Below are 21,450 nucleotides of genomic sequence, written 5' to 3'. Positions count from 1 at the left end.
ATATCACTGCTGCGTATTTCTGACATCACGAATATAAAGTGGTTTTATATGCTGCAACGCGGCATCATTCATCTGTCTCCTCTATCTTCCTCCAAGGAAATAGATTCAGCCCGCTCCCGCAGCGGGCTTTTTTTTTGCCTGTCGTTTTGGTCCTGGGCACCGGCCGGCACGCGCGGCGAACGAGGCGCCCGCCCCCGCGCGGCGCGGCCTCGTGAATACGTTCAGCATGCTCATGCATGAATATTAATAATGGATGCATGAAGTTTTACCATTATTTTTCATGGATGAAAGCCTCTATGATGACCCCACACTTCACTGGGAGGCAACCGCCATGACCGTCACGACACACAATTTGGGCTACCCGCGCATCGGCGCCAAACGCGAACTGAAATTCGCCCTGGAAGACTACTGGAAGGGCCACAGCAGCCTGGACGCGCTGGAAGGCCAGGGCGCTGAGTTGCGCCAGCGTCACTGGCAAGACCAGCATGCACTTGACTTCGCGCCCGTGGGCGACTTTTCCTTCTATGACCAGGTGCTGGACCTGAGTTTTACGCTGGGCAACCTGCCGCAGCGCGTGCGCGGCCTGGAAGGCGCCGCGCTCGACAACTATTTCCGCGTGGCCCGAGGCCGCTCGGCCAGCGACAGCGATTGCAGCTGCGTCCACGCCGGCGAGATGACGAAATGGTTCGACACGAATTACCACTACATCGTGCCGGAATTTTCGGCCGAGACGCAATTCAAGATAGACAGCAGCCGCCTGTTGCGGCAACTGGCGCAAGCGCGCCAGCTGAACGTGAAAGCCAAGCCCGTGCTGATCGGCCCCGTCACCTATTTGTGGCTGGGCAAGGCCAAGGATGATTCCGACAAGCTGGCGCTGCTGCAAGCCTTGCTGTCCGTCTACGTGCAATTGCTGCAGGAACTGGCCGCGCAGGGCGTGGAATGGGTGCAGATCGATGAACCGGTACTGGTCACGGAACTCGACGGCGCCTGGCGGCAGGCGCTGGTGACGGCCTACGACGCCTTGAGCAAGGTCAAGCACGTCAAATTGCTGCTGGCCACGTATTTCGGCAAGCTGCAGGACAATTTGCCGCTGGCGTGCCAGCTGCCCGTGCAAGGCCTGCACCTGGACGCGATCAATGCCCGCGATGAGGTGGAGCAAGTAATCGCGCAATTGCCAGCGTCCAGCGTGCTGTCGCTGGGCGTGGTGAATGGCCGCAATATCTGGAAGACGGATTTGAACGACGTGCTGGCGTGGCTGGAACCCGTGCACGCCAGCCTGCAAGACCGTTTGTGGATCGCCCCGTCGTGCTCGCTGCTGCACGTGCCTGTCGACCTGGACAGCGAGCAAAAGCTCGATGACGATATCCGGTCCTGGCTGGCCTTTGCCCGCCAGAAGCTTGATGAAGTGCACACCATCGCCGGCGCCCTGAACCAGGGCCGGGCCTCCGTGCAGGCGGCACTCGATGCTAATCTTGCGGCCGTGCAAGCGCGCCGCCAGTCGACCCGCGTGCACAATCCCGATGTGAAAGCGGCCGTGGCCCGCATCGATGCGACGTTGGGCCAGCGCGCGAGCGCTTATGCCGAGCGTGCCGTCAAGCAAGCTGCGCTGCTGCAACTACCGCTGTATCCGACGACGACCATCGGCTCCTTCCCGCAGACGGCGGAAATCCGCCAGGCGCGCAGCCAGTTCCGCAACGGCCAGCTGGACGAAGCCAGCTACAAAAAGCTGATGCAGGGGGAAATCGCCCATTGCGTGCAGGAACAGGAAACCCTGGGCCTGGACGTGTTCGTGCACGGCGAAGCGGAACGCAATGACATGGTGGAATACTTTGGCGAACAGCTCGACGGCTATGCCTTCAGCCAGTTCGGCTGGGTGCAATCGTATGGTTCGCGCTGCGTCAAGCCGCCCATTTTGTTTGGCGACATCAGCCGCCCCCGCGCCATGACGGTCGAGTGGAGCACCTACGCCCAGTCGCTGACGGACAAGCCGATGAAAGGCATGCTGACGGGGCCCGTCACCATCCTGAACTGGTCCTTCGTGCGCGACGACCAGCCCCGTTCCGTCTCCTGCCACCAGCTGGCGCTGGCCATGCGTGCCGAAGTGCAGGACCTGGAGCGGGCCGGCATCCGCGTGATCCAGATCGACGAGGCGGCACTGCGCGAAGGTTTGCCACTGCGCAAGTCGCACTGGGCCGACTACCTGCGCTGGGCCGTGGAATCGTTCCGCATCACGGCCAATGGCGTGGCCGACGAGACGCAGATCCACACGCACATGTGCTATTCGGAATTCAACGATATCATCGCGCAGATCGCGGACATGGATGCGGACGTCATCACGATCGAAACTTCGCGCTCCGACATGGAATTGCTCGATGCCTTTGACGAGTTCAATTATCCGAATGACATCGGCCCCGGCGTCTACGACATTCACTCGCCCAACATTCCAAGCCAGGAACAGATGGTGAATCTGATGCGCAAGGCGGCCGAGCGCATTCCCGCGCAGCGCCTGTGGGTCAACCCCGATTGCGGCCTCAAAACGCGCGGCTGGAAAGAAGTGATTCCCGCGCTGGCCAACATGGTGGCGGCCGCGAAAACCTTGCGTGCCGACAACGTGGCATAGGAATCGCAGGGGCAGGGGAGGCCGCTATGGCTGAGATATAGAACAATCGTATTTCTGTCATCACAACATGCAATTGGATAATGATGCTGCGATGCGGCATCATTGCACCTGTCTCCTCTACTTCCTCACAGGAATTAGATTCAGCCCGCTCCCGTAGCGGGCTTTTTTTTGCCTGCTTCCGCGACCGCATCCCTTAATATAAGCTTGCTTAACCATAAACATACAAGGTGACAAGTTGATGCAGCCTTTGTTTCGCGCCGCGGGCATGCTCGCGCTGATGGCGCTGGGCGCCTGCTCGGACGAGCGGCATCCGCTTGAGCGCCATCTCGCCCTATTGCGGCCGGATACGGTCGCAGCGCTGCCTGATATGGGGTGGCCGGCCGGCACGCTGCTGTGTCCGCTGGCGCTGTATCAGAACGAGTTGCCCGGTTCGGCGCCGCCTGCGGACAGGGTCAACACCTTCCTGAAGCAAAAGCAGTTTCTCGGTGACGAGAACTGGTCGCTCATCGTCGTCAAGCCGCAACCAGCGGAAAACGCCGGTGCCGGTATCGAGCAACTGTTTTTCAAACGTGCCGATTATGACGTGATCAATGAGTCGCCACGCATCGCGCGCGATGCGCAGACCTTGCCAGCGGGGTTTGCGCCGCAGGTTTGCGTAAGCGTGGAGCAAGCCCGCGTGCTGGTGACGCGTGAACAACGATCGCATCGAAAACTCGTCATTTTTGTCACGGCCTGAACGAGATATTGATAAAGCATATTTCTATCATCACAACATGCAATTGGATATATATGTTGCGACGCGGCATCATTGCACCTGTCTCCTCTACTTCCTCACAGGAATTAGATTCAGCCCGCTCCCGCAGCGGGCTTTTTTTTGCCCGTTTTTAAGGTGCAAACCTGCGCACGCTTGCTTGTCATCATCGCCATCGTGTTGCTTTTGTGCATGCTAAACTGGGCCTTCCCCAGACCAAGGTTGCCCGATGCTTCAATTATTTCGCCACACGCTGGAGTCCACGCCCATCCTCGCCCTGTTTCTCGTCATCGGCGCCGGTTATGCGCTGGGGCGCATCAGCGTGTTCGGCTTTTCGTTGGGCGTGGGCGGCGTGCTGTTCGCGGGGCTGGCGCTGGGCGCATTTGCACCCGGTTCCGTGCCGCCGGCCATGGTCGGCTCCATCGGCCTGCTGCTGTTTCTGTATGGCATAGGCGTGCAGTACGGCGTGCAGTTTTTCGCCGGCTTGCGCGGGGCGGGGCAAAAACACAATCTGATCGCTTTTGCCGCCGTCATGGGCGGCCTGGCTGTCTCCGTCTGGGGCGGGCAGTGGATCGATATCTCGCTGCGCATGGCCAGCGGCGTGTTTGCCGGCGCCATGACCAGCACGGCCGCCTTGCAGGCGGCGCTGGAAGCGTCGCACGGCAATGGCGACGCGGCCGTCGGCTATGCGGTGGCGTATCCGTTCGGCGTCGTCGGCCCCATGCTGGGCCTGTACCTGGCCGGGCGCATATTAAAACCCGTGCTGACGCCGCCGCCGGCCCCCATCGTCGTGTCCGAAATTACCATTGACGAAGCGAAACTGGCGGGCGCAGCCCTGTCCGAACTGGCCGACGGTCCGCTGGCGGGCGTGCAAGTGATCGGCGTGCGCCAGGGCCACCAGAACCGCTTGCCCGATCCCTCGCTGGTGCTCGGCGTGGGCGACGCGCTGATGGTGTCGGGCACGGTGGCGGGCGTGGAGGCGGCGCGCACGGCGCTGGGCCATCTGGACCCGGGTCGGCTGATGAAGGACCGCAGCGCGTTCGACGGCACGGAAGTGTTCGTGTCGGACGCGGAAATCGTCGGCGTGCCGCTGGGCGAACTGAACCTGGCAAAAGATTTCCCCCTGCAGATCGCCTTCATCCGTCGTGGCGACGCCATGATCTTGCCCCATCCTTTCCTGACCCTGGAATTTGGCGACAGGGTGATGGCCATTGCACCAGCGAAACATGCAGCCGACGTGCGCAAGCTGTTCGGCAATTCCATCACGGCCACGGCCGAGTTCAGCTATGTCTCGTTGGGCATGGGCATGGTGCTGGGCGTGCTGCTGGGCCTGGTGCCGATACCGTTGCCGTGGATAGGCTCGTTCAGCCTGGGCCTGGCCGGCGGTCCGCTGGTGATGGCGCTGATCCTGGGACGGCTGGGCAGGGTGGGCAAGATCAGCTGGCGCCTGCCCCTGTCGGCCAACCTGGTCATGCGCAACTATGGTTTGACGATTTTCCTCGCTTCCGTCGGCATGGCCTCCGGCTTGCCTTTCGTGCAGCAGGTGGGCGCCGACGGCTTGCCCATGCTGGCGCTCGGGGCCGTGACGGTGCTGGTGGTGGTAGCCCTCGTGGTGATTTTGGGCAAGGTCTTCCTGCGCCTGCCGTTTCCCGAGTTGCTCGGCATCGCGGCCGGCGCCACGGGCAATCCGGCCGTGCTGGTGTTCGCCAACCGCCTGGCCAGGTCGGACCGCCCGAACCTCGGCTATGCGATGATTTTCCCCAGCATGACCATCGTCAAGATCGTCGCCGTGCAGGTGCTGCTGCATTTGTATGGCTGATGGCGGCAAGAGTCAACCTCGTGCAGGGCCAAGTTGTTTGTTGGCATTAACAAAGTTGATGCCAAAAGCCAGCAGCAAAGCAGCAGCGGCGAAACCTGCGGCAAGCCAGAGGTTGGCCGAGAGGCCCAGCCTGTCCACGGCTTGACCGCCGGCCCACGCCCCGAGCGCAATGCCGATATTGAAGACTCCCACATACAGCGCGGCGACGATCTCCACGGCCCCGGGCGCCGCCTTCAGCATCAAGGTCATCAGGCCGACCGATACGCCGCCGTAGGCCAGTCCCCAAGCCAGCAACACTACGCCGCCAGCGATGCTGGAGTCGCCGACAGCCAGAAACAGCAGTGGCGTGAGCAGCAGGCCGCCCGCGATGGCTAGGATGGTTGGCGCTGCGCGCCGCGCCGCAACGCCGCCGGCCAGGAAGTTGCCAATGATGCCCGCGAAGCCATAGGAAAACAGCAGTGTGCCCAGCCATTGCGCATCAAACCCCGACATCGACAGCAGCAGCGGGCGCACGAAGGTAAAGGCCGTGAAATGGCTGGTTACAAGCAACAGGGTCAGGAGCAGCCCCGCCTGCAACTGCCGGTTGTGCAGCTGTTTGCCGAATTGGCGCAAGGTCGTCGAACCGGCAGCGGGCAGGGCGGGAATGACAGCCAGATGCAGCACCAGTACAAGGCCGCTGAACAGCGCCATGGCGCCGAAGGCCCAGCGCCATCCTGCAACGTCGCCGATTTGTGCGCCTAGCGGCACACCCAGCACGGAAGCGGCCGCCACGCCACCGAAGATAATCGACGTTGCCAAGCCGATCGAGCGGGCAGGAACAAGCCGGGACGCCAGACCGCCGGCGATGGCCCAGATTCCGCCCATGCAAAAACCGACGAGAACACGTGCCGCCAGCATCCACGCCATGTTCTGCGCCAGAGCCGAGGCTATGTTTGCGAGCAACAATAGAGTGAGCAAGCCACAGAGAATTGTGCGCCGGTCCAGGTTTCCCGAGACGATCACGACCAGCGGCGCGAACAAGGCCGCCAGCAATGCCGGCAGCGAGATCATCAGCCCGGCGGTTCCGGTGGAGGTGCCCAGGGTGTCAGCGATCGGCGTCAACAGGCCGACCGGCAGCATTTCCGTCGTCACGACCGAAAAGGTGGCCATGCCGACAGCGCTGACCGCCAGCCACGCGTGGCGGACAGCCGTTTCTGCGGCAGCGTAGGGGGACGTACTCATGGTGCATATCCTTCATTTGATCATTCGATAAACGGCTTGTGCCGGTAAAGGCGGCGTCGGACCGCTGCTATGCAGTGGCAGCGGATGCCAAAGGGGATCGATATCGGTCCCTGCATGCGATGCTTGCAGCGGAGACGCGTCCCAGTGATAATACATACATCGCGTATGAATAGTATATATTCATACGTACTGTATGTAAACAATCATACGTTATGTATGTAAGGAGAAAGCAATGGTTCGCCGCACGCGTGTGGAGATGGAAGAAACCCGAGCATCGTTGCTGGCTACCGCCCGCACAGTGTTCAGCGAGCGCGGTTATGCCGATACGTCAATGGACGACCTCACCGCGCAGGCAGGACTGACGCGTGGTGCGCTGTATCATCACTTCGGCGATAAGAAGGGCTTGCTGCTGGCGGTGGTAGAGCAGATCGACGCGGAAATGGATGGTCGCCTGCAAAGCATCTCCGACAGCGCTGGCGATCTGTGGGAAGGCTTTCGTCATCGCTGCCGTGCCTATCTGGAGATGGCCCTGGAGCCGGAAATTCAGCGCATCGTTTTACGCGATGCCAGGGCGGTGCTGGGAGGCGCTTCACCGGACTCGCAGCGTCATTGCCTCGAGTCGATGCAAGGGCTTATCCGCGAGCTGATTCATCAAGGCATCGTGGCCGACACTTGCCCAGAGGCACTGGCTTCGATGATCTACGGCAGTCTCGCAGAAGCGGCGTTCTGGATCGCCGACGGTGACGAAGGCAATGCGCGCTTGATAAAAGGAGTTGCGGCATTGGATTTGCTTCTACGTGGGATGTTACTAAAAAGGCAATCGTGAAAAGTGGCAATCTCATCAGAAGCGGACCTTTCCGTAGAACCCTTGAGATTAATTTTATTGCAACCATATGAAACCTTGGATGGCTGAAGCCAAACCAGTTTCGTTGCTGAATGTAGAGCTTTGCTTTCTCTTGAAGAAAGAGTTCTATTTCGGTCCGGACAGACATGCAGGCGTGGACACGTCAACATGTACACAGTGCCTTCAGCCGCCTTCATTTCCACGGTCTGAACCATCCATGGTACTTACTTCCGAACTTGGCGGACGAGAGGGCGAGTTGGCTGCCTACTACCGGCAGGTGGTGGAATTGGCTATCTGCCATGGAATGAATTTCAATTCGATTCGCCACCACTTCTGGGTGCGGTTGTGGATGTGGAATGGCAGGGGTGAGCTTTGAATGGTTCAATCATTAACACGGAGGAAAAATATGCAAGTCAAGCGTATCGTTGCCAATGTCCCCGTGTCGGATCCGGGCCTGGCGCGGAGGTTTTACGAGGAGGTGCTGGGCCTGAGCCTGCTGATGGACCACGGCTGGATCATGACGTATGGTGCGCAAACCGAGATGAGTGTTCAAGTGAGCTTCGCCACGCAAGGCGGCTCGAATACGGCCGTGCCAGACCTGTCGATTGAAGTCGATGACGTCGATACCGCATTTGCACGCATGGTTGCCGCAGGGTTTGCCATCGAGTATGGGCTGAGCGATGAGCCCTGGGGCGTCAGGCGCTTTTTCGTGCGTGACCCTTTTGGCAAGCTCATCAATATTCTGTCGCACACATAGACGCGATGCCAACGGCGGCTGCGGGCCGCCAGCCGGCCAATGCCACCCGGCGCCGGCCTGTGTAAAAGCCCTGGCGCCGCTCCCAATCTGTTGTACAATCCTTGAGAACGGTCGTGCTTTTTTGTGCGCTGAGCTTCCTTGCGTGCAGGCATCACGGCAACTCATAAGAACAAGGAGACAGACATGGACCTGCATTACACGGCCGGGGAGACGGCGTTCCGCGACACGGTGCGCGCCTTCCTCGACACCCATCTGCCGGCGGACTTGCAGCGCAAGGTGCGCCAGCATTTGCGCTTGGTCAAGGACGACTATGTGCGCTGGCACAAGATTGTCGCGCAACAAGGCTGGGCCGCGCCGGCCTGGCCCGTCGAATACGGCGGCACGGGCTGGACGTCCGTGCAGCGCCATATCTGGGAAGACGAGTGCGCGCGCGCCGCCACGCCGCCGATTTTGCCGTTCGGCGTCAATATGGTGGCGCCCGTCATCATGGCCTTCGCCAACGCCGAACAAAAGGCATATTACTTACCGCGTATCCTCAACTGCGACGACTGGTGGTGCCAGGGCTATTCGGAGCCGGGCGCAGGTTCCGACCTGGCCTCGCTGAAAACCACGGCCGAGCGCGACGGCGACCATTACATCGTCAATGGCCAGAAAACCTGGACCACCCTTGGCCAGCACGCGGACATGATCTTTTGCCTGGTGCGCACGGACAGCACGGTGCGCAAGCAGGAAGGCATCAGTTTCTTGCTGATCGACATGAAAACGCCGGGCATCACCGTGCGCCCCATCATCATGCTCGACGAAGAACACGAAGTGAACGAAGTCTTTTTTGACAATGTGCGCGTGCCCGTCAGCAATCTGGTCGGCCAGGAAAACAAGGGCTGGACCTACGCCAAGTATCTGCTGGGCCACGAGCGCACGGGCATCGCCGCCGTGGGCCGCTCCAAGCGCGAATTGACTTTCCTCAAGCAGCTGGCCCTGCGGCAGACCAAGCGCGGCGCGCCGCTGCTGCACGATCCCGCCTTTGCCGCCAAGGTGGCTACCCTGGAAATCGAATTGATGGCGCTGGAAATGACGGTCTTGCGCGTCATCAGCGACGAGGGCAAGGGGCCGGGGCCGCAGGCGTCGATGCTGAAGGTGCGCGGCTCCGAACTGCAGCAGCAACTGACGGAACTGATGGTCGAAGCCATCGGCCCGCAAGCCTTGCCCTTCGACCCGGCATTTCTTGACGGCAGCGCGCCGCACAGCAGCGCTGGCGACGACCTGGCCGCGCCGCTGGCTGCCTACTACTTCAATTACCGCAAGACATCGATCTATGGCGGCTCGAATGAAATCCAGAAAAACATCATCACGCAGATGATCCTGGGCCTGTAAGCCAGAAGGAGACGACATGGACTTCCAATTCAATCAGGAACAGCAGCAATTCGCCGACGCGCTCCGGCGCTGGGTCGACAAGGATTACCCGTTTGAGACGCGGCAAACCATCATCCATTCCGCCACGGGTACGTCCGATGCCGCCTGGGCCACCCTGGCCGAGCTGGGCATGACGGCCTTGCCGCTGCCGGCCGCCGCGGGCGGTTTCGACGGCACGGCCGTCGATATGCTGCTGGTGATGCAGGAACTGGGGCGTGGCCTCGTGGTCGAACCGTATTTCGCCACCGTGCTGGGCGCGCGCTTCTTGACCCTGGCGGGCGGCCATGATGCGGTGCTGGAACAGGTGGCCAGCGGCAGCCTGAAACTGGCTTGCGCGCTCGGCGAGCGGCAGTCGCGCCACGACCTGCACGACATCGCCACGACGGCCACGGCCAGCGGCGACGGTTTCGTGCTCGACGGCGAGAAAACCGTCGTCATTCATGGCGCCCAGGCGGATTCTCTGATTGTGTCGGCGCGCAGCAGCGGCGGCCAGGATGAGACGGAGGGCATTTCACTATTCCTCGTGCCCGTCGACGCGCCCGGTGTTTCCGTGCGCGACTACCGCACCATCGACGGCCAGCGCGCCGCCACCGTGATCCTCGTGCAAGTGGTGCTGGGGCATGAGGCCCTGGTCGGACAAAAGGGGCAGGGCTGGCCCGTGCTCGACGCGGCAGTGGATTACGGCGCCGCCTTGCTGTGCGCGGAAGCCGTGGGCGCCATGGACGCCATCTTCGCCGCCACGCTCGACTACTTGAAGACGCGCCAGCAGTTCGGCGCGCCGATCGGCAAGTTCCAGGCCCTGCAGCACCGCATGGCCGACATGTTCATCCACCTGGAGCAAGCCCGTTCGATGGCCATGCTGGCCGCCGCCAAGGCCGATAGCGACGACGCGTTTGATCGCCGCCGTACCGTGTCCGCCGCCAAGGCGCGGGTGGGACTGGCCGCCACCTTTGTCGGCCAGCAAGCCGTGCAATTGCATGGCGGTATGGGCGTGACGGACGAATTGCCCGCCGCCCATCATTTCAAGCGCCTCTCCATGATCGCCCTGACCCTGGGCGACGTGGACCATCACATCGAGCGCTTTATCGCCCAGCCGGGCTTCTTGCCGACGGAGACCGCATGACCGCATCGACCGCTATCGCCCCGAAACACTGGTATTTCGAAGACTTTACGCAAGGCTTGGAAATCGACCTGGGCCAGCGCCACGTGACAGAAAAGGAAATCATCGCTTTCGCCACGGATTTCGACCCGCAGCCGTTTCACGTCGACCATGCTGCGGCGGAAAAGACCATTTTCAAGGGCGTCATCGCCAGCGGCTGGCATACCTGCGGCATGATGATGCGCCTGGTGGTCGATAACCTGCTCAAGCATTCGTCCAGCATGGGCTCGCCCGGCCTGGACAGCATCCGCTGGCTCAAACCCGTGCGCGCAGGCGACACCCTGCAACTGACCTACCAGGTCAAGGAAGTGCGCCCATCGACGTCGAAGCCGGACCGCGGCATCGTCATTTCCGTGTGGAGCGTGCGCAACCAGCATGGCGAGGTGGTGACCACCGTCGAAGGCATGGGCATGTTCGGCCGCCGTCCGGCCGGAGAGCAGCATGCGTGATATCGCCGGCATCGCCGGTTTCCAGGCCTTGTCGGGACAGCACGTGGCCGTCTCCGACTGGCTCACCATCACGCAGCAGCGCATCGACACCTTTGCCGACGCCACGGACGACCATCAGTGGATCCATGTGGACGCCGAGCGCTGCGCGCGCGAGTCGCCGTACGGCTGCACGGTGGCGCACGGCTTTCTCACACTGTCCCTGTTGCCCGCCATGCTGCAGGGTGCGCTGCACATGGCCGGCATCCGCATGGCCATCAACTATGGCCTCAATAAAGTGCGCTTCCCGGCGCCCGTGCCCGTCGGCAGCCGCCTGCGCGCGCGGCTCGACATCCTCTCCGTCGAGGATGTGCCGGAAGGGGCGCAAGTGAACTGGGCCGTGACCATGGAGAGGGAAGGCGACACGAAACCCGTGTGCGTGGCGGAGTTTCTGATGCGTTGCTATCCCTGAGCGGCAAGCTGAGCCCACATCGCAGGTCGGCGTAGGTCGGCTTAGCCCGCAGGGCGTAAGCCGACGCAGGTGCGCGCGCCTTCTCTTTACTCCCCCTCCCACGCGCAATACCTGTCCCGCCCCGTCTGCTTGGCGCGGTACAGCAGGGCGTCGGCGGCGCGGATCAGGGCGCTGGGGTCCATGCCTTCCGTGGGCATGACGCTGGCCATGCCCAGGCTGACGGTGACGTGCGGGCCGGCGCTCGATCTGGCGTGGGCAATTTGCAGCGCGCGCACTTCGTCGAGGATGCGCTGGGCCACCACTTCGGCGCCGTCGCGCGTTTCCTGCGGCAGCAGGATGATGAATTCCTCGCCGCCGTAGCGCGCCAGCAGGTCGGGCGGGCGCACGGCGCAGCGGCGCAGGGCGTCGCTCACCTGCTGCAGGCACAGGTCGCCCGCCTGGTGGCCATACGTGTCGTTGTAATCCTTGAAATGGTCGATATCGGCCATGATGAGGGCCATCGGCACGCCGTCGCGCGCGCAGCGCCGCCATTCGCTGTCCATCGTGTCATTGAAGCTGCGCCGGTTGGCCACGCCCGTCAGCGTATCCGTCAGCGACAGCTCGCGCATGGCGTCGGCCTGCCGCTTGATGGTCAGCTGGCTGCGCACGCGGGCCCGCACGACGGCTGCGTTGAACGGTTTCGTGATGAAATCGACGGCGCCCGCTTCCAGCGCCCGCGTCTCGTCCTCGGGCTGGTTCAGGGCCGTGACGAAAATGACAGGGATGGCGCTCAGGATGGCCGATTCGCGCAGCGCATTGCAGACGGCGTAGCCATCCATGCCGGGCATGACGGCGTCGAGCAGGATCAGGTCCGGCAGTTGATTATGCGCAATTTCCAGCGCCTTTTCTCCGCTAAGGGCGAACAGCACCTCGTGTTCCTCGCGCAGCAACTGGTGCAGGATCTGGATGTTTTCCATGGCGTCATCGACGATGAGGATGCGCCCGTTCATGGCAAGGTTGGTCCAGCTCACTTGTTTTCCTCTCGTTTCAGCTGATCGAGCACGAGTTTTTCCGCTTCGGAAAAATTCAGGGTTTCGATCGCGTTGGCCAGCGCCAGGGCCGCTTCCCGGTCTGATTGTTGCAGGGCGGGGTGCAGCGCGTGGAATTGGGCCAGCGCCTTCAGGTTATTGTTGCGGATCAGGACAAGCAAGTCGGCCAGGCCGGCGCGCAGGTCGGGCTGCGCGCTGCCGGGTGCGGCGGGTGCAGGCTGCCCGCGCCGCAGGGGCGAGGGCAGGGTGCGCGCCGCCTCGATGACTTCGGCCATCGCCAGTTCCAGCTGCCCCAGCAAGGCGGGTGTCGCGTGCGATTGCGCCGTTTTCAGCGTTTTTTCCGCCTCGCCTGCCAGGCTGGCGACGTGGGCGGCGCCCAGGTTGGCCGCCACGCCGCACACGCGGTGCAGCAGCTGCGCCGCCTGCCGCGTCTGGCCGGCGGCCAGCAGGCGCCGCGTGTCCTCGACGGCGTCGCCTTGCGAATTTTCAAAGCGCTTGAGCAGGGCCAGGAAGGCGCCGTAGTCGCCGCCGAAGCGGTGCAGGGCCGCCGCCAGGTCGATGCCGGGCACCGTGGCCGGCACATCGGCCATCCACGCGACGGCGTTCGCGGCCGGCATGGCGCTGCCGCCAGTGCCCGCACCCGGCGGCGCCGGCACCAGCCGGGTCAGGGTCTCGATCATGTCGTCGACATCGATGGGCTTGGCCACATGCGCATTCATGCCGCTGGCTATGGCGCGCAGACGGTCCTCGTCCATGGCATTGGCCGTCATGGCGACGATGGGCAGGTCCGGCAAGCCCAGCGCGCGGATGGCCAGGGTGGCGTCGTAGCCGTTCATGACGGGCATCTGCAAATCCATCAGCACCACGTCCCAGGCGTCCGGTGTGCTCGTGAGCAAGTCGACGGCCAGCCGGCCGTTGGCGGCCACGGCCACGCGCGCGCCCGAGTGCAGCAGGATGTACTGCGCCACTTCCTGGTTGATTTCATTGTCTTCCACCAGCAGGACGCGCATGCCTTCCAGCAAGCCCGACAGGGGCGTGGACACGGGCAGCGCGGAAGGCGCGCTGCGGCCTTCGCGCACGGCCGTCACGGCCGCCAGCAGGCGTGCCGGGGTGGCCGGTTTCGAGACGATGCCGGCCAGCATCAGGCTGTCGGCCAGGCGTTCGAGATTTTCGCTGTCCTGGTCGGCCACCAGCATGATCACGGGCGGCAGCGCCAAGAGCGCCTCGGCGCGCGCCTCGGTGAGCATGGAAATGCCATCCATGCCTGGCATGGCCGCGTCGAGCAGCACCAGGTCTGCCGGCGGCAAGCCGTCCGGGCCACCGGCCTGGCGCAGCAAGGCCAGGCCGGCCGCGCCGCTGTCGGCGCTGCGGCTGTGCCAGCCTTGTGCCGCGCACCAGTCTTCCAGCATGGCGCGCACGCTGGCGTTGTCGTCGATGATCAGCAGCGACAGGGCCCTGGGCGCGCCCTTGCGGCGCGGCTCGTGCGGCGCCGCCGCCTTGCCGAAGCGGCAGCGGAAGCGGAAGTCGGAACCCTGGCCCAGCGCGCTTTTCACGCTCAGGGTGCCGCCCATCAATTCCACCATGCGCCGGCAAATGGCCAGCCCCAATCCCGTGCCGCCGTATTTGCGGCTGGTGCCGCTGTCGCCCTGGGAAAACGCGTCGAAGATGCGTTCCTGCTCGGCCGCGCCGATGCCGATGCCCGTGTCGCGCACGGAAAACTCCAGGGTCACGCTGGCCGCATCATCGGCCGCCATGCCGATGGACAGCACCACTTCGCCATGCGAAGTGAATTTGACGGCGTTGCCCACCAGGTTGATCAGGATCTGTTCCACGCGCAGGGCGTCGCCGATCAGCTCGTCCGGCACGCCCGGGGCCAGCACGAACACGGGCTCCACGCCGCGCGCCCAGGCGCTGCTGGCCAGCAGCACGCCGACGCTGTCCAGCATGCGCTCGAGCTGGAAGCGGCGCTGTTCCAGCACCATCTGTCCCGCCTCGATCTTGGAAAAATCGAGCACGTCGTTGACGATATGGAGCAGCGACTGCGTGGCCATCTGGATCTTGCCGACGTAGCTGCGTTCGCGCCGTTCCAGCGGCGACTCTTCCAGCAGGCGCGCCAGGCCGATGATGGCGTTCATCGGCGTGCGGATTTCATGGCTCATGTTGGCGACGAATTCGCTCTTCGCCGTGCTGGCCGCCTCGGCCTTGTCGCGCGCGCGCACCATTTGCTCGTTGAGTTCGTGCAGACGCAATTCCGTGCGCTTGAGCTCGGAGACGTCCGAGGCCAGCACGAAGAAGCCGCGCACGCCGCCGCTGTCGTCGACGTCGGGGATGTAATTGGTCCACGTATGGCATACCTGGCCCGTGGGGTCGAGCAGGTCGCGCTCGAAGCTTTGCGGCCGGCCCGCCAGCACGCCCTCGACGTGGGGCGCATACACGTCGAACAGTTCCTGTCCCAGCAATTCGCTCATGTGGATGCCGGCCAGCTCGGCGCTGCTGCGGCCAAACCATTCATTATAGAAATTATTTGCGAATCGGCAACGCAAGTCGGCACCCCAGTACGACACCATGCCGGGCAGGTTGTCGGTGACGGTGCGGATGAAGCGCTCGCTCTGTTCCAGGCGCAAGGTGGTGGCGTGCAGCACCTCGGTGGCGCGCTTGCGCTCCGTGATATCGATCGACACCCCCAGCACGTGGCTGGCGCGCCCCACGTCGTCGCGCAGCACCACCTTGCGCGTGGTGAAGTGGCGCGTGGTGCCGTCGGCCGTGTTGATCGGCTCCTGTTCGATTTCCACCATCTGCCCCGTGGCCAGCAGCTTGCGGTCGGCGCTGACGAAGGCGGCCGCCTGCTGCGGCGGGAAGAAGTCGTGGTCCGTCTTGCCCAGCAATTGCTCGCGCGAGCGTCCCAGGGTCAGTTCCGCATGGCGGTTGACCATTTCAAAGCTCAGCTTGTCGGCGCGCTTGACGAAGACCATGGCCGGGATGTTTTCAATGATGGTGCCGAACAGGTGTTTCGAGCGGCGAAATTCCGCTTCGCTGCGCTTGCGCTCGCTAATGTCGAGCCACAGGCCCGACACGCCCAGCAGCTGCTGCTCGGGGCCGAAAATCGGGTGATACGAGACGATCCAGTGACTGAGCTGTTCGCGCTGCCGCCCGCCATGCCCCTGCAATTCGAGGTCGACGATGGGCGATCCCGTCTCGAGCACCTGGCGCACGCAGCGTTCCACCTCCATGCGCACGGCGTCGTCGAACAGCATGGCGCCCACGGGACGGCCCAGATGCTGCGCCACGCTGGCCCCGTGGATGGCGGCCAGGTACTGGTTGATCATGACGACGCGCAAGTCCAGTCCCACGAACAGCATGCCGATGGGCGCCGTCGCGTAGACGGTTTCCAGCAGGCGCGTGGATTTTTCCAGGGCCAGGGTGCGCTCGCCCACCAGGCTTTCGAGCTGTGTGCGGTGGTGCCGCAAGTCGCGTTCCAGCGCGCCCAGCGCGGCTGCCATGTCGGCCGATTCGCGGTCCGTGTGCTTGTTCGAAAGCAGGGGTTTGCCTTGCGCCAGCGCATGGATCTGCACGGTCAGTTCCTGCAGGGTGCGGGCCAGGCGGCCGCCCACACGCCAGGCCAGGGCAAAGCCGGCGCCCAGCAGCAGGGCCAGGATGAGGGAGCCGGTGACGACGGAGCGCAGCAGGGCTTCGGCCACCGTGCTGGTGCGGATGGTGACGGCCACCGTCCAGGCGTCGTCCGGCGCGCGGCGAAAGCCCGTATACACGTCGATGCCTTCCAGGGTGGCGTGGCGCAGCACGCCTTCGCGCTGCTGGCGTATCTGCTCCAGCAAGGGGGCCGGGCTGCGCTGGCCCACATAGCGCTGGGGCGCCAGGGTGCGCGCCACGTTGATGCCGTCGGCGTTGACGATGGCCGCGCCCAGGTAGGCCGGCAGGTGCAGCTCGCGCAGCAGCAAGGGCAGGTAGTCGGGCGGGTACAGCGCCGTCAGCACATAGGCGGGCCCCTTGTTACGCGGCAAGCGTTGGTTCAGGGCCAGCCGCGGCACCTCGTCCGGCGGCGTCAGCAAACTGGTCAGCCGTGGCTTGCCGTAGTCGCGCGCGCGGTCCATGCTGGCGGCCCATTTTTGCGGCAAGGGGGGCGGTGTCTGGCCGGCGGGCAGCGATGTATTGATCAGCTGGCGTCCCTTGGCGTCGGAGACGATGAAGGCGCTGACGGCCAGGCCCGGCTGCAGCAGGCTGCCGGCCAGCGTGCGCAGGGCGTCGATATCGTCGTCTTGCAGGGCGGGCGAGGCGGCCAGGAGGCGCGCGGCCATCTGCGCGCCGCTCAAGTCGCGTTCGATGGCGGCGGAGACGGCGCGCGCCGCCTGCGCCGTTTCGCTGACGACATGGTCGCGTTCGCGCGTGTAGCTTTGCGCCACGAGCAGGAGAAACACGAGGGCCGTCGGAATGACCCAGGCGAACACCAGCCATGAAATTCTTGAGCGTATCGAAGGCAAATCTTGCACCCGGAAAGCTCCCAGAATGGATGAGTCGACAGGCAGGCTCACGCTGGCGCTGGCTGACCTTGAATGAAAAGATGCTAGACGAAATTGATTGTTCTGACAAGCCTAGTTTCTTGGGTGGAAAAAAGGTTGTGCAAGGGATACAGAAGAGGGGGCGCCCATCCCGCTGCGGCGGCGGGAGGGCAGGGAAACTTACGGGACCACGGTCAGCACGTCGACATCGATTTCCGGGCTTTCCATGAAATCTTTTTCTACTTCGCCGCGAATTTCCACGCGGGTCCTGGCGTCGATCTTGCGGTTCATGAAGACCTTGTCGTCGATGTCCACGCGGATTTCCGCCGTGCCGTCGGAAAACGTGTATTTCTCGTTCCCCACTTTGCGCAGCAGGTGGCCGCGCAGCACGACGGCCTGGTCGTCGACGGGATTTTTCAGGATGGCGGCCACATTGCCGGGCGCGGCAGGGCCGGCCGTCGGGCCCACGTACTGGGCGTGCGCGCTGCCGGCCAGCAAGGCGCAGGCGGCGGCCAGGGAGACGATGAGTTTGCGGTGCAGTGGCATGGTATTCCTTCGATAGTGACTGGCGGCTCAGAAAAAGACGGCGGTGCGGGGGATGATAGCACCGGTATTGCCATAGGGCATGTTCGCCCGGACGCTGCCCGTGCTGGCCACGCCATCGTCGAGTTTGCTGTCGATCTGCTCGGCGTAGCCTTCGGGCAGGTTGTCGAAACGGATGCCGTTGCCGGCCCGACCGCCCACTTCATCGTTGTACAGGTAGACGGCGCCGCCCTGGGCGCTGGTCATGAATTGCGAGGTGCCGTTGAACGAGCCGGTAATGAAGCCGCCCAGTGCAAGGTGCTGCGGCGCCAGCGTGAATTCGCGCGGCTGACCGTCGCCGATCTGGCCGTCGCCATTGCCGTTGCCGGCCGAATTGGGTACGTGCACGGTGCCCTGGATATCGTCGCCGGGCAGGGCGCGGAATTTGTCCTGGTAGGCGTTGACGGCGGCCGTCAGCGCATTCGATTGCTGGATGATGTTTTTCACCTTGGCGCTGTCGATCAAGCCTTGTCCCTTGAGCACGCCGCCGAGCAGCAAGCCGATGATGACCAGGACGATGGCGATTTCTACGAGCGTAAAGCCGTGCTGGCGGCGTGGGAGCATGGGGATTTCCTTGGAAAAAAGTGCTGGGGAGTGATATGGCAGTTTACTGCAATTGGCGCCGCGCGCGCACGGCATGTCGGACGGCAGCTCATGGCGCCGCCTTTTTCTTGTCGGCCAGTGCATCGAGCTTGCGCGCGAGAAAAGCGAGTTCGTGCGGGTCGCTGATCTGGCCGCTGGCGATCAGGCCGCCGATCACCAGGCGTGCGCTGTCGAGCTGGTCCATGTCTTCCAGGATGAACGCTTCCATTTCGCGCACCCAGGCTGGCACTTGCGGCCCCGTCGCCAGCCGGCGCAACTGGCGTGCATAGGCGAGCGCCAGCGGCAGGTCGTGCAACTGGTGTTTGGCCACCAGCGCCGCCTGCGCCATGGCGGGCCAGCGGTGCTGCGGGTCGGCGGCGAAGCTGGCGGCGACGAAGGCCAGCATGCGCCGCGCACGCTGCGGATCGGCCACGCCCGCGTACACTTCGCTGGCGGCCACCAGCGGGTATTGGCTGCGCGGGTCGAGCATTTGCGCCGTCTCCAGCCAGCCGGCCAGGCGGTCATAGTCGAGCTTGCGCCATGGCAGGCTGACGCCGGGCTGGTCTTCGAACGATTGCAGGTACAGCAGCATGGCCTTGGCCATGGCCAGCGGCTCGCCCAGGCTGGCCAGGCGCGCCACGGCTGCCGGCGGCGCGGCGGGCAGGGGCCGCGCCTGTGGCGGTGCCTGCTGCTGCGCCAGGCGCCAGCCCAGCTGCAGCAGCAGGCAGGCCGCCAGCAGCCAGCATAGGGGGCGCGGCACGCTCGACCACGGACGCTGGGCGGCGGCCATCAGATGTTCCTGCGGTAAAAGTCGCATAGCGCGCAGCTGGCCAGCAAGCCGACATAGATGGCCGTTTGCGCCGCCACGCGGGCCAGGGCTTGCCAGTCGCCGGTCGCGTACAGCAGCCACTCCGTGCGCGCAAAGGCGTCGAGGCGGGGCAAGAGCAGGGCCAGCACGTCGATGGCGCCTGCCGTGGCCCGTTGCACCAGGGAGTCGCCCGCCTGCGGGCCGTGCGCGAGTAGCTGCAGGCTGCCCAGCATGCGCGCCAGCACATAGAAACCGCTAGTCGCGGCCAGCGCGGGCAAGGCCTGCTGCAGGCTGGCCGCGCACAGCAGGCTGAAGGCGGCGACGATCCACAATTCTCCCAGCAAGGACAGCGCCCACAGCGCGCTTTGCGCGGGCGCGGCGAACAGCGCCATCAGCAGGCCGAACAGCACGGCGGGCGCTGCCGCCAGCGCCCCGTAGCCCAGCAGTTTGCCCAGCAGGTAGGCTGCGCGCGGCATGGGCAAGGCCAGCAGCAATTCCAGGCCCCGGTCGGCCGCTTCGCGCGCCATGCTGGTGATGATGAACGTGGCCAGCAGGAAGACGCCGGCCAGGCGCAAGGCGGCCGCCAGCAGCGCCGCCTGCACGGCGCCGCTTTCCGTCAGCGCCAGTTGCTGCAGAAAGCCGGCCAGGCCGGCGGCGGCGCAGGCGGCCAGCACGAACAGCCACGGCAGGCGGCTGCGCAGCGCTTCGAGCAGCGTGTAGCGGGCGATGGTGAGGGCGGGCCGGAGCATGGATGCGTGCATCAGCGGGGCAGCCTTTGCGCCGCCACCATGCGGTTGAACAGGATGTTCGGCGACAGCCAGACGACGATATCGTCGAACTCGCCGCCGGGCTGCTGCGGGCCGCTGGCGGCGCGGCTGATGACAGTGGTGGCGTTCGATGCATTGTTGCGCTCGTCGACATTGTTGCTGAAAGGAATAGCCTGGCGCTGGCCCTGCACGCCCGTGGCGCCAAAGCCGTTCTTGCCGTGGGACATGATCATGGCGGGGATGTCCCTTAACGCCGTCGCCTGCAGCAGCGCGCCGCCATTGCGCGTGACGATGCTGATGTCGCGCGGCGTGCCCAGGTTGAATTGCTGCTCGCTGTCGCTGAAGGCGGGCGTCACGCTGTAGCGGAACAGATTGTTCCAGCTGTCGCCCTGGCGCAGCCCCAGGGTGGCCCAGGGCAGGAAACCCGCACGTTTTTCGCCCGTGCAGCGGGCGCCGCGCCGGTCTTCCAGGCCATTGCCGGCGGAGATGGCGGGACACGGCAGGTAGCCGTAGCGCAGCGCGTAGCCCGTCAGCGCTTCCTTCGCTTCATTGAGCGCCTGTTGCGTCTCGGCCACCTTGCGCTGTTCCAGCTGCACCGTCAACGGCGTGACCAGGCCGCCGATCATCAGGCCGACGATGACGAGCACGATGGCGATCTCGATCAGGGAAAAGCCGCCCTGGCGGCACGCATGGCGGGCGCTCATGGCAGGTTGCGCGCGGCGCGCATGCGTTGATACAGGGTGGGCAAGGTAATCCAGGTCAGCATGTCGTCAAAGGCGCCACCGGGCAGCGTGGCAAGCTCGGTGGCGGGGCGGTTAATGAAGCGGCGGCTGGCGCCGTCGTTGGCGGCTTCGTCGATATTGCCGCGTGCCGTGTTGATCTGCGCCACGCCGCTGGCGGCCGTGCCGTAGTGATCCTTGCCTTGCGAGAACAGCACGACGGGCAGGCATTGGGCGCTGACGTCGCACTGGTCCTGGCCCGCCACGAAAGCGAATGCGCCGCGCCCGTCGCGCGTGAGCACGACTCTGTTAGCGACAGCGGAAAACGAGACGATGGGCGCGCGCGCCATTTCCGGCGTGACGCTGTAGCGCAGCAGCTTGCCCCAGGCGTCGACGCCGTCCACGCCCAGCGCCACCCACGGCAAAAAGCCGCTGCACTCGGCGTCGTTGGCGCAGTCGGCGGCCCGTTCGCGCCCGTCGAGGGCGGAGGCGGCCGGACGGGGCAGGCGGCCATTGGTCGCCGCAAAGCCCAGCAAGGCGTCGCGCGCCTGCGCCAGGGTGGCCAGGGTGCGCTGCTGGCGTTCGGCTTCGCCCGTGTTGCGCCCGAAGGCGCTGATCAGCAGGCTGGCCGTGCCCAGGCCCAGCACGGCCACCAGCAGCAACAGGGCGGCGCCGCGCTGGCAACGGGGTTGGCGATGCGCCTGGCGCGGCGTCATGGCGGCGCCTCGGTGACCGTGCCGCTGGCCGGGTCGTAGCGCTGGCCGGGCTTCAGGAGCACCACCTGGCCGTTCGACAGGCGCAAGGTCAGGGCGCCGGGCGTGCCGGACTTGTCGCGCGCAAGGCGGTTGTGCGGTTCGTTTTGCGTTTCCTGGTTCAGCCAGACGGTAGAGCGGCCGCTGCTGCGCTGTACCACGCCATTCAATTCCACTGGCGGGGCAGGCGGCCATTGGTCGCCGCAAAGCCCAGCAA

General features: G+C 64.4%; 20 protein-coding genes. 10 read left to right on the top strand and 10 right to left on the bottom strand.

All coding sequences use genetic code 11. The features are described from left to right. Positions 1–331: 331 nt before the first annotated feature. The 3 genes from metE (at position 332) to JAB8_RS20625 (ending at position 5,190) form a co-directional block, all read left to right on the top strand. A complete protein-coding gene (metE, locus tag JAB8_RS20635) occupies positions 332–2,620 on the top strand; it encodes a 5-methyltetrahydropteroyltriglutamate--homocysteine S-methyltransferase (protein ID WP_070291226.1) in 2,289 nt (762 codons plus the stop codon). A gap of 238 nt (positions 2,621–2,858) precedes the next feature. Next, a complete protein-coding gene (locus JAB8_RS20630) occupies positions 2,859–3,356 on the top strand; it encodes a hypothetical protein (protein WP_070291225.1) in 498 nt (165 codons plus the stop codon). Between the two features lie 244 nt (positions 3,357–3,600). After that, positions 3,601–5,190 carry a TrkA C-terminal domain-containing protein gene (locus JAB8_RS20625; RefSeq protein ID WP_070291224.1) on the top strand — a complete coding sequence of 530 codons (1,590 nt, stop codon included), beginning with the start codon at positions 3,601–3,603 and terminating at the stop codon, positions 5,188–5,190. 12 nt (positions 5,191–5,202) lie between these two features. Here the strand turns inward: JAB8_RS20625 and JAB8_RS20620 are convergent, their stop codons facing one another. After that, complete coding sequence (locus tag JAB8_RS20620) at positions 5,203–6,411, bottom strand: MFS transporter (protein ID WP_070291223.1); 1,209 nt, start codon at positions 6,409–6,411, stop codon at positions 5,203–5,205. Positions 6,412–6,643: 232 nt separating this feature from the next. Here JAB8_RS20620 and JAB8_RS20615 point away from each other — a divergent pair, with 232 nt between their 5' ends. The 7 genes from JAB8_RS20615 (at position 6,644) to JAB8_RS20590 (ending at position 11,481) form a co-directional block, all read left to right on the top strand. After that, a complete protein-coding gene (locus JAB8_RS20615) occupies positions 6,644–7,237 on the top strand; it encodes a TetR/AcrR family transcriptional regulator (RefSeq protein WP_070291222.1) in 594 nt (197 codons plus the stop codon). A gap of 79 nt (positions 7,238–7,316) precedes the next feature. After that, positions 7,317–7,631, top strand: coding sequence for a hypothetical protein (locus tag JAB8_RS29205; RefSeq protein WP_139143115.1), 315 nt, complete (start codon positions 7,317–7,319; stop codon positions 7,629–7,631). A gap of 30 nt (positions 7,632–7,661) precedes the next feature. Continuing rightward, positions 7,662–8,012: a VOC family protein gene (locus JAB8_RS20610; RefSeq protein WP_070222911.1), complete on the top strand. Its 351-nt coding sequence runs from the start codon at positions 7,662–7,664 to the stop codon at positions 8,010–8,012. Positions 8,013–8,195: 183 nt separating this feature from the next. After that, a complete protein-coding gene (locus tag JAB8_RS20605; RefSeq protein ID WP_070291221.1) occupies positions 8,196–9,386 on the top strand; it encodes an acyl-CoA dehydrogenase family protein in 1,191 nt (396 codons plus the stop codon). 16 nt (positions 9,387–9,402) lie between these two features. Then, entirely contained in the window at positions 9,403–10,548 is a 1,146-nt protein-coding gene (locus tag JAB8_RS20600) for an acyl-CoA dehydrogenase family protein (RefSeq protein WP_070222906.1), read from the top strand. Beyond that, positions 10,545–11,033 carry a MaoC family dehydratase gene (locus tag JAB8_RS20595; RefSeq protein WP_070222904.1) on the top strand — a complete coding sequence of 163 codons (489 nt, stop codon included), beginning with the start codon at positions 10,545–10,547 and terminating at the stop codon, positions 11,031–11,033. Before JAB8_RS20600 ends, JAB8_RS20595 begins: the two co-directional genes overlap by 4 nt. After that, complete coding sequence (locus tag JAB8_RS20590) at positions 11,026–11,481, top strand: MaoC family dehydratase (protein WP_070222902.1); 456 nt, start codon at positions 11,026–11,028, stop codon at positions 11,479–11,481. Before JAB8_RS20595 ends, JAB8_RS20590 begins: the two co-directional genes overlap by 8 nt. Before the next feature lie 86 nt (positions 11,482–11,567). On the opposite strand, the gene JAB8_RS20585 is transcribed toward JAB8_RS20590, so the two are convergent. The 9 genes from JAB8_RS20585 to JAB8_RS20545 form a co-directional block, all read right to left on the bottom strand. Further along, a complete protein-coding gene (locus JAB8_RS20585; protein WP_083287828.1) occupies positions 11,568–12,491 on the bottom strand; it encodes a diguanylate cyclase in 924 nt (307 codons plus the stop codon). After that, entirely contained in the window at positions 12,488–16,972 is a 4,485-nt protein-coding gene (locus JAB8_RS20580; protein WP_254679558.1) for a PAS domain-containing protein, read from the bottom strand. Before JAB8_RS20580 ends, JAB8_RS20585 begins: the two co-directional genes overlap by 4 nt. Positions 16,973–17,203: 231 nt before the next feature. Continuing rightward, the gene (locus tag JAB8_RS20575) at positions 17,204–17,569 is read right to left on the bottom strand and encodes a NirD/YgiW/YdeI family stress tolerance protein (protein WP_070291220.1); all 366 of its coding nucleotides are present in this window, start codon (positions 17,567–17,569) and stop codon (positions 17,204–17,206) included. Positions 17,570–17,596: 27 nt separating this feature from the next. After that, positions 17,597–18,169, bottom strand: coding sequence for a prepilin-type N-terminal cleavage/methylation domain-containing protein (locus JAB8_RS20570; RefSeq protein ID WP_070291219.1), 573 nt, complete (start codon positions 18,167–18,169; stop codon positions 17,597–17,599). Positions 18,170–18,257: 88 nt separating this feature from the next. Then, positions 18,258–18,977: a hypothetical protein gene (locus tag JAB8_RS20565; RefSeq protein WP_070291218.1), complete on the bottom strand. Its 720-nt coding sequence runs from the start codon at positions 18,975–18,977 to the stop codon at positions 18,258–18,260. Beyond that, positions 18,977–19,756 (bottom strand): ABC transporter permease subunit, encoded by a 780-nt coding sequence (locus JAB8_RS20560; protein WP_070291217.1) that lies wholly within the window; start codon positions 19,754–19,756, stop codon positions 18,977–18,979. Before JAB8_RS20560 ends, JAB8_RS20565 begins: the two co-directional genes overlap by 1 nt. Further along, positions 19,756–20,466, bottom strand: coding sequence for a type II secretion system protein (locus JAB8_RS20555; RefSeq protein WP_070291216.1), 711 nt, complete (start codon positions 20,464–20,466; stop codon positions 19,756–19,758). The genes JAB8_RS20560 and JAB8_RS20555 overlap by 1 nt, the downstream gene beginning before the upstream one ends. Next, positions 20,463–21,197, bottom strand: a complete 735-nt coding sequence (locus JAB8_RS20550; RefSeq protein WP_070291215.1) for a hypothetical protein — start codon at positions 21,195–21,197, stop codon at positions 20,463–20,465. Before JAB8_RS20550 ends, JAB8_RS20555 begins: the two co-directional genes overlap by 4 nt. Beyond that, positions 21,194–21,450, bottom strand: a 257-nt coding sequence (locus tag JAB8_RS20545) for a hypothetical protein (RefSeq protein ID WP_217494235.1), incomplete at its 5' end; no start/stop codon positions are given. The genes JAB8_RS20550 and JAB8_RS20545, both read right to left, overlap by 4 nt.

The sequence above is a fragment of the Janthinobacterium sp. HH106 genome, from assembly GCF_001758725.1.
GTDB lineage: Bacteria > Pseudomonadota > Gammaproteobacteria > Burkholderiales > Burkholderiaceae_D > Janthinobacterium.
The sequence above is the reverse complement of the archived record's forward strand: the minus strand, read 5'-3'. Positions and strand labels throughout refer to the sequence as shown.